The sequence below is a fragment of the Methyloversatilis sp. RAC08 genome, from assembly GCF_001713355.1.
Lineage (GTDB): Bacteria > Pseudomonadota > Gammaproteobacteria > Burkholderiales > Rhodocyclaceae > Methyloversatilis.
In genome coordinates, this window is record NZ_CP016448.1 from 542,297 (window position 1) to 556,076 (window position 13,780).

General features: G+C 65.7%; 10 protein-coding genes and 1 pseudogene. 6 read left to right on the top strand and 5 right to left on the bottom strand.

The annotated features are described in order from the left end of the window. Positions 1–78: 78 nt before the first annotated feature. Complete coding sequence (locus BSY238_RS02445) at positions 79–1,668, top strand: methyl-accepting chemotaxis protein (protein ID WP_069037749.1); 1,590 nt, start codon at positions 79–81, stop codon at positions 1,666–1,668. 377 nt (positions 1,669–2,045) lie between these two features. Here the strand turns inward: BSY238_RS02445 and BSY238_RS19030 are convergent, their stop codons facing one another. From BSY238_RS19030 to BSY238_RS02455, 3 genes and pseudogenes are all read right to left on the bottom strand, one after another. Then, a complete protein-coding gene (locus BSY238_RS19030; protein ID WP_442922965.1) occupies positions 2,046–2,762 on the bottom strand; it encodes a methyl-accepting chemotaxis protein in 717 nt (238 codons plus the stop codon). A 216-nt stretch (positions 2,763–2,978) separates the two neighbouring features. Further along, positions 2,979–4,082: pseudogene (locus BSY238_RS19035) on the bottom strand (FIST signal transduction protein); the annotation flags it as partial. A 168-nt stretch (positions 4,083–4,250) separates the two neighbouring features. After that, a complete protein-coding gene (locus BSY238_RS02455; RefSeq protein ID WP_083224107.1) occupies positions 4,251–5,237 on the bottom strand; it encodes an NAD(P)/FAD-dependent oxidoreductase in 987 nt (328 codons plus the stop codon). A 223-nt stretch (positions 5,238–5,460) separates the two neighbouring features. Here BSY238_RS02455 and BSY238_RS02460 point away from each other — a divergent pair, with 223 nt between their 5' ends. From BSY238_RS02460 to pgi, 5 genes are all read left to right on the top strand, one after another. Continuing rightward, positions 5,461–7,914, top strand: a complete 2,454-nt coding sequence (locus BSY238_RS02460; RefSeq protein WP_069037751.1) for a circularly permuted type 2 ATP-grasp protein — start codon at positions 5,461–5,463, stop codon at positions 7,912–7,914. Positions 7,915–7,916: 2 nt separating this feature from the next. After that, on the top strand, positions 7,917–8,843 hold the full coding sequence (locus BSY238_RS02465) for a transglutaminase family protein (RefSeq protein ID WP_069040398.1): 927 nt from the start codon (positions 7,917–7,919) through the stop codon (positions 8,841–8,843). Positions 8,844–8,975: 132 nt separating this feature from the next. Further along, the gene (rpmE, locus tag BSY238_RS02470; protein ID WP_069037752.1) at positions 8,976–9,188 is read left to right on the top strand and encodes a 50S ribosomal protein L31; all 213 of its coding nucleotides are present in this window, start codon (positions 8,976–8,978) and stop codon (positions 9,186–9,188) included. Positions 9,189–9,371: 183 nt separating this feature from the next. Then, positions 9,372–11,027 (top strand): hypothetical protein, encoded by a 1,656-nt coding sequence (locus BSY238_RS02475; RefSeq protein ID WP_069037753.1) that lies wholly within the window; start codon positions 9,372–9,374, stop codon positions 11,025–11,027. 40 nt (positions 11,028–11,067) lie between these two features. After that, entirely contained in the window at positions 11,068–12,657 is a 1,590-nt protein-coding gene (gene pgi / locus BSY238_RS02480; RefSeq protein ID WP_069037754.1) for a glucose-6-phosphate isomerase, read from the top strand. 35 nt (positions 12,658–12,692) lie between these two features. Here the strand turns inward: pgi and pdxH are convergent, their stop codons facing one another. Then, positions 12,693–13,331, bottom strand: a complete 639-nt coding sequence (gene pdxH / locus BSY238_RS02485; protein WP_069037755.1) for a pyridoxamine 5'-phosphate oxidase — start codon at positions 13,329–13,331, stop codon at positions 12,693–12,695. A gap of 11 nt (positions 13,332–13,342) precedes the next feature. After that, positions 13,343–13,777 (bottom strand): DUF192 domain-containing protein, encoded by a 435-nt coding sequence (locus BSY238_RS02490; RefSeq protein ID WP_069037756.1) that lies wholly within the window; start codon positions 13,775–13,777, stop codon positions 13,343–13,345. Positions 13,778–13,780 lie beyond the last annotated feature (3 nt).

The window sequence follows — 13,780 nt, forward strand, 5'->3', positions numbered from 1 at the left end:
AAATGTGCGGAGCAACGACACGGAGAGTCAGCATCCGGGGTTCCGGCACAGCCGAGGTTCACACTAAGGAGAGAAGTCGTGAAGATAAATATGCCGGTCAGTCAGAAAGAAGTTTTCCTTGAACCCGGAAAGCCGATCGTCACCAAGACCGATCTGAAGGGCCGCATCACCTACGCCAATGAATCATTTGTCGCCATCAGCGGCTTCACCCGGGAAGAGCTGATCGGCGAGAGCCACAATGTGGTGCGTCATCCTGACATGCCGCCGGAAGCGTTCGAGGATATGTGGGCCACGGTCAAGGCCGGCCAGCCATGGCGCGGCCTGGTGAAGAACCGCGCAAGGAATGGCGATCACTACTGGGTCGAGGCTTTCGTCACGCCGATGACGCTGGACGGCCGTACCGTCGGCTACCAGTCGGTGCGCAACATTCCGAAGCGCGAAGAGGTGGCCAGCGCGGAAGCGCTGTACCGCGCGGTGCGCGAAAAGAGCGCGAAATTCCCGACCACCCCCCGTCACAAGGAAAAGCTCGGTCTCGCCGCCCGCATCTGGCTCAGCGCCGGCATCAGCAGTCTGCTGGCTATCGGTGGCGCTGCACTGGGCGGCCTGTGGGGCATGCTGATGGCGGCGCTTGCGGCGGTGACCGCACTGGGCGGCGCGTGGTATCTGAGCAGTGGCGTCGTGTCACGGCTGAACACCTTGCAGGCGACCATCGTTGCACTCGACGAAGGCAAGCTGGCAACCCGGATCGATGCACCGAAAGGACCGTTGCGCGAACTGTTCGTCGGCATGGAAGTGATGCGCATCCATCTGCGCGCGATGTTCGCCGACGTGCTGATCAGCGCACGCGAGGTCGATGAACGGTCGCAGGAACTCGACAACGCGATGCGCGCACTCGTCACCTCGACCGGCGCCCAGGGCGAAAACGTCATGCAGGTCGCCGCGGCGATGGAAGAAATGAGCGTGTCGATCAACGAGGTGTCGAGCAATACCGACCGCAGCCTCGAAGCCGTGCGGCGTACCGAAGCCAGCGCCCACGACGCCATGCAGACGATGGAGGCGGGCATTGCCAGCAGCCATCGCGTCGTCGGCGTGGTGACCCAGTCGCAGACGCGCATTTCCGAAGTGAATGCCTCGGTCGAGAAGATCAGCGCCGTGTCGCAGGTGATCAACGACATTGCCGAACAGACCAATCTGCTGGCGCTCAATGCCGCGATCGAGGCGGCACGCGCCGGCGAACAGGGCCGCGGCTTTGCGGTGGTCGCCGACGAGGTGCGCAAACTGGCTGAACGCACGCGTACCAGCACCAAGGACATCGCACTGGCCGTGACCGACATCATCCAGCTGGCCAGTTCCGCCGTCGACACCATGAGCGCGACGGCCGGTGAGGTCGCCCGCTCGACCGGCGACATCGAAGCCAGCAGCACCGGCCTGCAGGCCATCTGGGACGCCAGCCGCGAAGCGGCCAATTACTCGGAAGAAATCACGCAGATGCTGCGCCAGCAGTCGCTCGCGTCGCACGAGGTGGCATCCAGCATGGAGCGCATTTCGGGTTCTGTCGAACAGACCACCGCCAGCGTGCAGTCGGTCGGCGATGCCGCAAGCAGGCTGCATTTGACGTCGAAGGAATTGCGCGAACTGGTGAAACACCTGGAACAGGCGCTGCACTGATGGCACCCCACTGAGTCGACGTGCCGGCCCCGAAACGGTCGCGCACCTTCCGGCATTCACCCCCAAGGCGACCGTCCCGCACAACGTAGGGCGGTCGCTTTCTTGATCCTGAAAACCTCGGTCGATCGGCATTGCGTGCAGAGTTGCAGGGTGTCCGGCAAGGCGAGAGGACCGCACTGCCGGTAGGTTGGGGTGAGCGCAGCGATGCCCAACGACACCCCAAAAAGAAGGCACCGTGCGGGCGCAACAGACGATGTTGGGCATCGCTGCGCTCACCCCAACCTACGAAGCCCCGCCACCACACCGCAGGTCGGGACGGACGAACCCACTGAGGTTTTCAGGTTCATTCGTGGGGCCGGCGTTCCGCGTCGCGCCGCTCACGCACGGATCGACGTCTGCGCACCGGTCAGCCCCTGCAGCACATCGGCCACGCCCCGCGTGTGTCCGGCCACGGTCGCGGTTCCGGTGCTGTAGGACTCTATCGTTTCCAGCACTCCGGTCAGGCTCGACACCGCCTTCGACTGGTTTTCGATCATCTGCGCCACCCGCACGATCTCGAGCGCCAGCGCGGAAATGTCCTTGCCGATGTCGCCCGCGCTGTTGCGCGACTTCTCGGCCAGCATGCGCACCTCGTCGGCCACCACCGCGAAGCCGCGGCCGGCTTCGCCGGCTCGTGCCGCCTCGATCGCCGCGTTGAGCGCCAGCAGGTTGGTCTGGTCGGCGATCTGCTGGATCATTTCGACCACGCGCTGGATGCGCTCGCTGGCCTGCGACAGGTCGCGCGCGCTGCTGCCGACTTCGCTCGCCTGTCCGGCCAGGGTGTCCACCGTTTCCACCGCCTGCCTGATCACCCCCTGCTGATCCGACAGCCGGGTGGTCAGATCGCCGACCGACGCATACAGATCGGTCGAACAGGATTCGAGCTGCCGGGCCGTTGCGTCGCGTGTCTGTTCGGCGGCGAGCATGATTTCGCCCAGTTGGTTGAGGTCGCGCACCACCGGCACCATGCTGACATCGACATTTGCCGGATCGAGCCGGCTGCCGAAGTTGCCGGAACGGTAGTCGGAAATCTGCTGCACCATCACGCGCGACATGCCGGCCAGCTTGGCGTTGTGCCGGCGCAGGAAGAAGGCCTTGAACTCGCCGTAGTGGGAGACGAAGTTGTCCACGTATTCGTCGCGGAAGGTGTCGGCCGGCTGCGTGCGGAAGAAGAACACGGCGGTCAGCGTCTGGTTCAGGTTCAGGCCGAGGATTTCGCCGAAGGTCGAAAAGCCGGCGATGTTGCCGCCGCCGAAGATTCGCGCCAGCCCTGCCAGCTCTGCGCTGTTGTAGAGGCGGCGCAGCACGCAGTCGTTGAACATGCCGGCCAGCGGTTCGCCCGGCTTGTTCGCCATGAAGGCGCGGTAATCGCGTTCGGTCGTGCTGGCGAAGGGGGTGCGGCGCACCAGCACCAGTTCTTCGCCAGGCGCCACGTCGCAATAGAAATCGACACGGTCATTGTCGAAATCGAGCCGTGCCACCGAGCGCACGAACAGCTCGTTATTGACCCGGATGGCGAACGAATGGCTGTCGAGCCTGGCCGACAGCAGTTGGCGGTCGCAGCCGAAGGTCTTGCACAGCGCCTCGATCAGAGACACCACGCGCCCTTCGTCATTGATCACCAGGTTGACCTGGCGGCGCTCGACCGAGGCACTGAAGATCTGGAAGCGGGTGCCGGCCGGCTCGAAATTCTGGCTCTTGAACACGCCGAACCGCACTTGCGGCGCCATCTTCAGGAAAGCGACCAGCACATGGTTGTTGAGCCGGCGCGAGCCGTCGTGCAGCCAGGTATCGCGGAAATCCAGTTTGCCGCCGGCCGAGCCGCCGACGAACAGGCAGGGAAAGCGCCCGGACTCGTACAGCGCCTCCATGAAGAAGGATTCGGAATTCGACAGTCCGTCGAACAGCACGTAGGCGAAGGTGTCGCGGTGGTCGATGTCGAGATCGACCTGCGTGGCCTGGATGCTGCGCACCAGACGATCGATGCGCTCGCGGTAATCCATCACCTGAACGCTCCTTCGAAGGTCTTCGCTGGACAGCGGAATGGCGACCACCCGCGCTTCGCCGATCACGCTGCGATCGAAGCACTGCAGCACGACACGGTCTCGACCATCGGTCGCATCGCAGTAGAGCGATCCGTTGCCCGTGCTGCACAGTTCGCCCGCCGTCGTGCTCAAGGTCAGCGCGACGCCCGGGAAACGCGCGCGCACGCTGCGCGCCACCTGCTCGATATCGACATCGGGCGCCACGTAACCGCTGATGAAGGATGGCGAACCGACGACCGCGGCAAGCCGGGACTCAAGCTCCGCGACCCGAGTCTGCATGGTGTTGACGCCGCCCTGCCCGGCAACTGACCTGCGTCCGAAAAGCTTCATTTTCTGTCTCCCTGTAAGTCCCGGTACGAGGCGCTGTTGCCAGGTACGAAGCGGACTTACGGGAGGACGTCAGCGCACTTTAGAGCGCGCGGAGGAAACATTTGCCCCGTTGTCCAGAATCTGGACATCCTGTTTTTTCTTTAAACACATGGACTTGCATAGGACACTTTATCCGCCTTCAGCCTTGGGGGCTGGACCACCGCCCTGCAACACCCGGTCGGCCAGCGCATTGGCACTGTCGAAGGCGTCCTCGACCCGTTCACCGAGGCAACCGTCGGACGCATAGCCTAACTTGCTGTCCGCGTCCCACACGCATTCACGTCCCAACGCCTCCACCACCCTTGCAAAACGCCATCGATGCGCACGGCACAGTGATGGTGCCGTGGTCGCCCCGACCGCCGACAGGAAGGCTTCGAGCAGCAGTGGCTGGATCTGCTCGACGGTCAGTTCAAGGTGCTGTTGCGACCATGTCGGAGCCGCGTGGATCACCCAGCAGTCGGGCGCACCGTCGCGCTGGGGTTTGCTGCTGTCGCGCGCCGCCCAGCCGAGCACGCCACCCGCTGCCGGGCGCAGGCAATCGGCCGCATCGAGTCGCGTGTCGAACGAAAGCATCAGGGCCCAGCACGGTGCATACCGAATGCATGGCATTGCGTCGGCAAAGGCTGCGACGTCGACGTCTGTACAACGCCCGAACAGCACCGCGGCCTGCGGTGCGGGCAGCGTCACCAGCACTGCATCGAAGCACGCCGGCAGGCGGCCTTGCGCGGTTTCCAGCCACCAGCCAAGATGATCGCGACCGAAGCCGGTGATCGCGGTTTCCATATGCACCTCGGCGCCCCACAACATGCGAGGCGCAATGGCATTCATGCCGGGCACGCCGACCCAGCGCGGAGATGTGTCCAGGCCGACCGGCGCCCACGCAGCCGCGACGCCGGCTCGCCGCCAGTCGGCAAGCTGCGCCGCCATGGCCTCGCCGCGCACCGTCATGTACTGCACACCGTGGTCGAACTGAAGCCGGTCGGCACGCCGCGTTGCCATGCGTCCGCCGGCTGCGCGTCCCTTGTCGAACACCTGCACGTTCAGGCCGGCGTCGACCAGCCGGCGCGCCAGCGTGCAACCGGCCATGCCGGCGCCCACCACTGCAATGTCACGCACTTTTGCAATCTCCCGTTCCTGTGATATCCGGTCTTTCTCTGGTGTCGACATCGAATCGTGACCGGCGTTTGCGGCGCACCGGCACCGGACGCGAAAGGCGATGCGCCGATCCTGCCGGCCTTCACCGAAGGCGGTGCGCACACGCTCTGTGCTAGGGTGCGATTGAAACAGAATAAGTGCGACGGCGAGTGATGACTGCCGCGCACGCACACGCGCTCTGCCCATGCCCCGCCAACTGCTCGCCCACTACCCGCAAACCGAGACGCGCTACGACGAACTGCTGTCCGGACCGTGGGCCCTTCGTCCGCACTGGCGCAGCCTGTTCGACACACTCGTGCGCGCCCGTCCGGAACAGATGCAGGAACGGCTCAGCTCCATGCGCCGGCAGATCCGCGAGAACGGCGTCACGTACAACGTGTATGCCGACCCGCGCGGCGTCGAACGGCCGTGGGAGCTTGACGCCCTGCCGCTGATCATCCCGCCGGACGAGTGGGAGCAGATATCCGGCGCCATCGCGCAGCGCGCCGAATTGCTGAACCGCATCCTGCTCGACGTGTACGGTCCGCAGCAGATGCTGGAAGAAGGGCTGCTGCCGCCGGCGCTGATCTACGGCCACTCGGGATTCCTGCGGCCGTGTCACGGCATGGCGGTGCCGGGTAACATCCACCTGCACCTGTACGCCGCCGATCTGGCGCGCTCGCCGGATGGCCGCTGGTGGGTGCTGAACGACCGCACGCAGGCGCCGTCGGGCGCCGGCTATTCGCTGGAAAACCGCCTCGTCATTTCACGCATCTTTTCGGAACAGTTCCGCGACCTGCGCGTCGAGCACCTGGCGAGCTTCTTCGCCACGCTGCGCGACACGCTGGCACAGCACGCGCCGCAGAGCGATGGTCCGCCGCTGATCGTGCTGCTGACGCCGGGGCCGTACAACGAAACCTATTTCGAGCACGCCTACCTGGCGCGCTACCTGGGTTTTCCGCTGGTCGAGGGCTCCGACCTGATGGTGCGCGACGGCTGCGTCTGGCTGAAGAACCTGTCCGGCCTGCGTCGGGTGCACGTGATCCTGCGACGGCTCGACGATGACTTCTGCGACCCGCTGGAGCTTGATGGCGAATCGGCGATCGGCGTACCGGGTCTGGTCGAAGCGGCCCGTCAGGGCAATGTGCTGATTGCCAATTCGCTCGGCTCCAACCTGCTCGAATCGGGCGCCCTGCTCGGTTTTCTGCCACGTCTGTGCCGGCGCCTGCTGGGCGAGGAGCTGGCCATGCCGTCGCTCGCCACCTGGTGGTGCGGTGAGGAAGCGGCGCTCGAGGACGCGATCGAAAAGCTGGACAAGCTGGTGATCAAGCCCGCCTTTCCGCAGTTGCGCATCCAGTCGGTTTTCGGCCAGGATCTGGACAAGCGCGAACGCGCCGCGCTGATCGCCCGCATGCGCGCGCGACCGCACCACTACGTTGCGCAGGAGCTGGTGCAGCTGTCGCAGGCCCCGGTCTGGGACACCCAGCATCCGCGCCGGCTCGCCGCACGTGCGGTCGGTCTGCGCGTGTTTGCCTGTGCGTCGCCGGACGGCTACGTCGTGATGCCGGGCGGCCTGACCCGCGTCGCCTCGGAACGCGACGCACGCGTGATCGCGATGCAGCGCGGCGGGTCGAGCAAGGACACCTGGGTGCTGACCCACGGCACGGTGAATACCTTCAGCCTGCTGCGCCGGTCGGTCGGTCCGTCGGAGCTGGTGCGTGCGGGCACCAAGCTGTCCAGTCGCGTGGTCGAGAATCTGTTCTGGTTCGGCCGCTACTGCGAACGCTGCGACAACACGGCGCGCCTGTTGCGCGCACTGATTGCACAGCACATCGAACATGGCGACATCGCGGACCATGCGCTGACCCGGCTGTGCCAGCAGATGGGCATCCTGCCGAAAGAACTCGAAGACGCGTCGATCGGCGAGCTCGAGGCGGCGCTGCGCGCGGCAGCACTCGATGCCGCGCAGCCCGGATCGCTGGCATCCGGCCTGCATCAGCTGTCGAATGTGGCCTTCAGCCTGCGCGAACGGCTGTCGATCGACAACTGGCGCATCATCAGCCGGCTGGCCGATGACCTGACCGACGTACCGACCGAACTGGGCGAAGTGCTCGAGCGACTGGACCGCAGCGTGCTGGCGATGATGACGTTGTCCGGCTTTGCGCTCGACGGGATGACGCGCGACCAGGGCTGGCGCTTCCTGTCGGTCGGCCGGCGCATCGAACGTCTGCAGTTCATGAGCCGGGTGCTGCGCGAGGCGCTTGCCGATGGCGGAGACACGCCCGACTGGTTGCTCGAACTGGCCGACAGCACGATCACCTATCGCTCGCGCTACATGACGCGGCCGCAGTGGCTGCCGGTCATCGACCTGCTGGTCGCCGACGAAACCAATCCGCGTTCCATCGCCTATCAGGCACTCGGGCTGACCGACTATCTGGCGCGCCTGGCCGCGCATTTCGGCACCATCGAATCGGCGGCGCTGTCGGATGCCGTGGCCGACATGCTCGCGCTGCGTGCCGACACCGATTTCCGCGCCGGCTCGCCACGCCTGCTCGCGGTCCTCGAAGCGCTGGGTACGGCGGCCTACACCCTGTCGGAACAGCTCGGGCGCCGCTTCTTCAGCCACGCGGCGACGCCGTGGCCGGGCAGCAACAGCTGATCATGGCGCGCCTCCGCTACAACGTGCTGCACGAAACGCGCTACGCCTACGCGCGTCCGGTGTCGCTGTCGCGCCAGATGCTGCATCTGACGCCGCGCGAGACACCACGCCAGATCACGCTCGAGCACGCCGTCGACATTGATCCGGTGCCCACCGAGAGGCGCGCCCGGCGGGACTACTTCGGCAATCTGGTGGACAGTTTCACGGTCAGCGCCGCACACGACGAACTGGTCGTGGTGGCCGATTCAACCGTCGAAGTGACCGGTCGCGAAGCGGCCGACAGTCCGGCGTCACCTTCGTGGGAACGAGTGCGGGATCGCCTGCATCAGGTCGGTCCGGCACCGCTGCTCGAACCTTGCCAGTTCCTGTATGCCAGCCCGCACATCGAACCTCTGGCCGTCCTCGCCCGCTATGGGAGGCTCGATTTTCATCGGGGCCGGCCGCTGTTCGAGGCGGCCAGCGCGCTGATGCAACGGATTCACCGCGACTTCGAATTCGATCCGGAAGCGACGACGGTCAGCACGCCGCTGGAAACGCTGCTGAAGGAAAGGCGCGGCGTGTGTCAGGACTTTGCGCATTTCATGATCGGTTGCCTGCGCGCACTCGGTCTGCCGGCGCGCTATGTCAGCGGCTATCTGCTGACCCGCCCGCCACCGGGCAAGCCGCGGCTCATCGGTGCCGACGCATCGCACGCCTGGGTGTCCGTGTTCTGTCCGGGCACCGGCTGGATCGACTTCGACCCGACCAACTGCGTGCAGCCTGACGATCAGCACATCACCGTCGGCTGGGGTCGTGACTTCAGCGACGTCACACCGATGCGCGGTGTCATCCTCGGCGGTGGCGAGCACACCATCGAGGTGTGCGTCACCGTCACGCCCGAGGCACCGGCCGATCGGACAACCAGTGCTCGAGCGCTTGAACCGGAATGAATTCCCATCCATAATGCTGGTTTTTCCTCCTTGGGCACCGTCTGCATTGGCCGAACATGGCGCAGCCGACCCGGGGTTCGATGTCCAGCAGTTGCGGCCGACCGGCGGCACTGCATCAGTGAAAGTACAGGCATGAAACAAGATATCCACCCGAATTACGTTGCCGTTGCCGTCACCTGCTCGTGCGGCAATACCTTCGAAACGCGCTCGACGCTCGGCAAGCCGCTGCACGTTGAAGTGTGTTCGCAGTGCCACCCGTTCTACACCGGCAAGCAGAAGATCATCGACACCGCAGGTCGCGTCGAGCGCTTCCGCCAGAAATACGCCAACGTGCCGCGCAGCTGATCAGGCCGCACGTATGCTGAAAGGCAGCCAATGGCTGCCTTTTTTCATTTCCGGGTGCGCTTTTCGAGCAGGCCTCCCGATCCGCACGCCGGATCCAGTCAAGCGCCCGCACACCGCATGGTGGCAAACACGGCCGGCCCGACTGCCCCTAAAATCCGCCCGCCACCCTGACTGATCGTTCCGATGACGCTCCCGCCGTTGCTGCGCCAGACCCCGCGAAACTTCCTGATCGGTGATCCGCCGCAAACCGCCTTCGTCCTGGCTGTCGTGCTGGTCTACCTGTTCACCGGACTGTTCGGCCGCGACCCGTGGAAGGGCGACGACGCATTGCACATCGGCATCGCGCTGGCCTTCGCGCGCGAAGGCCACTGGCTGCTGCCGCGGCTGGCCGGACAGGTCTGGCTGGACAGCCCGCCGCTGTTCCACTGGGTGGCGGCCATCACCGGGCAGATCGGCAGCTGGCTCGGCTCGAGCTTCGCAGACAGCGCGCGCGTGGCCAGCGCCTTCTTCGCTGCGCTTTGGGTCTGGGGCAGCGCCGGAGCTGCACGCGAACTTTACGGGCCGCCGGCGGCACGCATCGCACCCCTTCTGGCGCTCGCCAACATCGGCGTCGTGGTGCATCTGCACGATGCGCAACCGGCCACCACCATGCTGGCAGCGCTCGGCATCGGCATGTGGGCGCTGGCGCTGGTGGCGCGCAAACCCTGGCATGGCGGTGCCGCACTGGTGCTCGCCCTTGCCATCGCCGGACTGGGTACCGGGCTGTGGCTGGCCGCCATCCTGCTGATTGCAGCAGCGGCGATGCCGCTGCTGCCCGTGTGGCGCAGTGTCGCCGGCTCCCCGTCACGCATGGTCGCGCTGCCGCTGGCGATGGCGATCGGTGCGCTGCTCGCGGCCAGTTGGGTGCTGCTGCTCGACCCGGCTCATGCAGCCCGCGTCTGGCAGCACGATGTCGACCGCCTGATTCCCGACGGCCCCCGGATCGCCGCCGATGCCGCGGAATGGATCAAGGTGCTCGCCTGGTTTGCCTGGCCGGCACTGCCGCTGGCCGGCTGGGCGCTGTGGAAGCGACGGCATCAGTGGCGGTCGCCGGTGTTCTCGCTGCCGCTGCTGCTGTTCGTGCTGCTGTTCGTGCAGGTCAGCGGCGATGGCATCGTGCGCAACCAGCGCGCACTGCCACTGCTGGCACCGCTGGTCGTTCTGGGCAGTGCGGGCCTGCCGGCCCTGCGCCGCGGCGCGGCGAACGCACTGGACTGGTTCGGCGTGATGACCTTTTCGCTGCTCGGCTTCGTCATCTGGCTGGGCTGGGTCGCCATGCTGACCGGCTGGCCTGAACGTTTCGCGCGTACCTTTTCGAAGCTCGAACCGGGTTTCGTCATGGCGCTGTCGTGGGGGCCGTTCATTCTCGCCACCATCGTGTCGCTGGCCTGGCTGTGGATGCTGTGGCGCTCCCCCAGAACGCCGACGCGCGGAGCGGTCACCTGGGGATGCGGCGTATTGCTGATATGGTTCCTGCTGAGCAGCCTGTGGTTGCCGTGGATCGACTACGGTCGCAGCTATCGCGACGTCGCCGGCCAGATCGCAAGGGCGTTGCCGGCAAACGGCGGGTGCATTGCGTTCAGCGGTCTGCAGGACAGCCACCGGGCTGCGTTCTATTATTTCGCCGGTCTGAAGCCGGTCAATGCGATGAGCAAAGCCGGCCGACAATGTGACACCCTGCTTGCGTACCATGGCCGGGGCGGCCTGCGCCCCGTGCTCGACGCAAGCTGGTCGATCGTGTGGGAAGGCCGGCGACCGGGCGACCGGCACGAGCGATTCATGCTGTACAGGCGAAGCTGAACCGACGCATTCACCGATAGAAGAGAAGAAAGCGGAACACATGAACCTGCTGATGCAGACATCCGCATGGCCTGCGCTGAGGTCCAAGGCGATCCAGCTGTCGCGCGTGCACCTGCGGAATTTCTTCGAACAGGACAGTGAGCGCTTCGCGCGCTATTCGCTGGCGCACGACGGCTGGCTGATGGATTACTCGAAGCAGCGCGTCGACGACGAAACCCTGTCGCTGCTGATGGAACTGGTGCATGCGCTCGACCTTCCGCGCGGCATCCGCGCGCTGGCCGCCGGAGACCAGGTGAATTTCACCGAGCGCCGCGCCGCGCTGCACATGGCGCTGCGCGCGCGCGACGGCGCTCACGCCGAACTGGTGCGCGACTGCCTCGGCGCGCTCGAACACTGGGTGGGTCTGATCCGTCGGCGGGAATTGCTCGGCGCAACCGGCCAGACCATCACTCACGTGATCAATCTGGGCATCGGCGGCTCGGACCTCGGTCCGCGGCTCGCGATGGAAGCACTCGAACCGCAGTGCGACGGCCCGGTGGTCAAGCTGGTGGCCAACCTCGATCCGGTGGCGCTCGACATGGCATTGCGCGAGTGCAAACCGGCGCACACCGCGTTTGTGCTGTCGTCGAAAAGCTTCACCACGCAGGAAACGCTGGCCAACGCGAAGGTTGCAATGAAGTGGCTGGCCGACGGGCTCGGGAGCGCGGGGGTAGGCCAGCATCTGTTTGCCGTGACCAACCGTCCTGCGGCGGCGCAGGAACTCGGGGTACCGGCCGAACGCTGCCTGTTTCTGCCGGAATGGGTCGGCGGCCGCTACTCGGTATGGTCGTCGATCGCGCTGCCGCTGGCCTGCGCGATCGGCATGCCGGCCTTCCGCGAAATGCTTGATGGCGCGCGCTCCATGGACGAGCACTTCACCCAGGCGCCGATGAGCAGCAACCTGCCTGTCATGATGGGCCTGATCGATTTCTGGAACGCCAGCGGAATGGGGCTGGAAACACTTGCCGTGCTGCCCTACAGCCATCTGCTGCGCAGCCTGCCGACCTACCTGCAGCAACTGGAGATGGAAAGCAATGGCAAGCGTTGCACATCGACCGGGGAGCTGAGCCGGGCGCCGAGTGCGCCGATCGTGTGGGGTGGCTCGGGCATAGTCGGTCAGCACGCCTATCACCAGCAGTTCTATCAGGGCACGCGCATGATGCCCATGCACTTCATCGTGCCGCGCCACGCACCCGACGAGCGTACCCGCATGGTGCAGCTGAACGCGCTCGCGCAAAGTGCAGCACTGATGCGCGGCAAGACGCGCGACGAGGCGCTTGATGAACTGCGGCGCAGCGGGCTGTCGGAGCAGGAAGCCACCCGGCTGTCACCGCATGTCGCCTGCCCGGGCAACCAACCCAGCACCACACTGCTGATGCCGCCATTCAACCCGCGCACGCTCGGCCAGCTGCTTGCGATGTATGAACACAAGGTGTTCGTGCAGGGCTGGCTGCTGGGCATCAACAGCTTCGATCAGTACGGCGTGGAGTACGGCAAGCAGATGGCGCGCGCCCTTGCCGGCGGCAACCTCCCGGCGGATGCCGACGCATCCACCCGCGGTCTGCATGCCGCGCTCGGCAAGTCGGGCTGAGATTTCACGACGGCCGGTTTGTCCGCGGAATATCCTTACGGCGCGAGCCTGACGCGCGACCACGCCATTCCAGGCTGGCTGCGCCGGTACAGCAGGCGGTCATGCAGACGATCCGACCGGCCCTGCCAGAACTCGATCGCATCGGGCTGCAGGCGGTAACCACCCCAGTTCTCAGGGCGCGGCGGCGCCGCACCGAACTTTGCCTCGAACTGCCGGACCCGCTCGGCCAGCGACTCGCGACTGGGTATCTCGCGGCTCTGTGGTGACGCCCATGCGCCGAGCCGGTTGCCGAGCGGGCGCAGCGAGAAGTAGGCGTCCGATTCCTCCGCGCTGACCCGGCTCACCGTGCCTTCGATACGGATCTGCCGCTCCAGCGCCGCCCAGAACAGCAGCAGGCTGGCGTGCGGATTACCGGCAAGCTCATCGCCCTTGCGACTGTCGTAGTTCGTGAAGAAGACGAAGCCGTCGTCGCCATAGCCGCGCAGCAGCACGATGCGGGCACTCGGGCGACCGTCGGCCCCGACAGTGGCCAGCGTCATCGCATTCGGATCGCGCTCGACCACGCGACCGGCGTCTTCGAACCAGCTGCGGAACTGCACGATCGGATCATCGGATGCGGCCGTCTCGTCAAGACTGTCGAGGGTGTAGTCGATGCGGTGCTGGGTCGGATCCATCAAAGTCTCCTTCATTCGGGTGCGGGAATGCGTTCGAGCCCGGCGACCTTTGCGCCAGCAGTCAGCTTGCGTGACGCAAACCAGCCCGCATTGGTTTCCAGCGCGTAGCGCGCCGGCCGGGTCGCGCAGTGCGATGTTTCGTCGTGCGGCGTCATGTCGGCGATATTGATGACCACGCCCTGCGCGTCGATGAAGGCGACGCTGAGCGGAATCAGCGTGTTGCGCATCCACATGCAGTGCGTCTGCACCTGCGGGAACACGAACAGCATGCCCGCATCGGCCGGCATTTCGGTGCGGTGCATCAGACCAGTCATGCGCGCCGACTGCGTGCGCGCGACTTCAACCTTTACACGATACATGCCGACCGCCAGATCCACTGCAGGCGGCGCGGCCTGGGTGCCGGCGCTCAGTGCAATCCACAGCAGGCAGAACAGTCTTCGGATCATGGC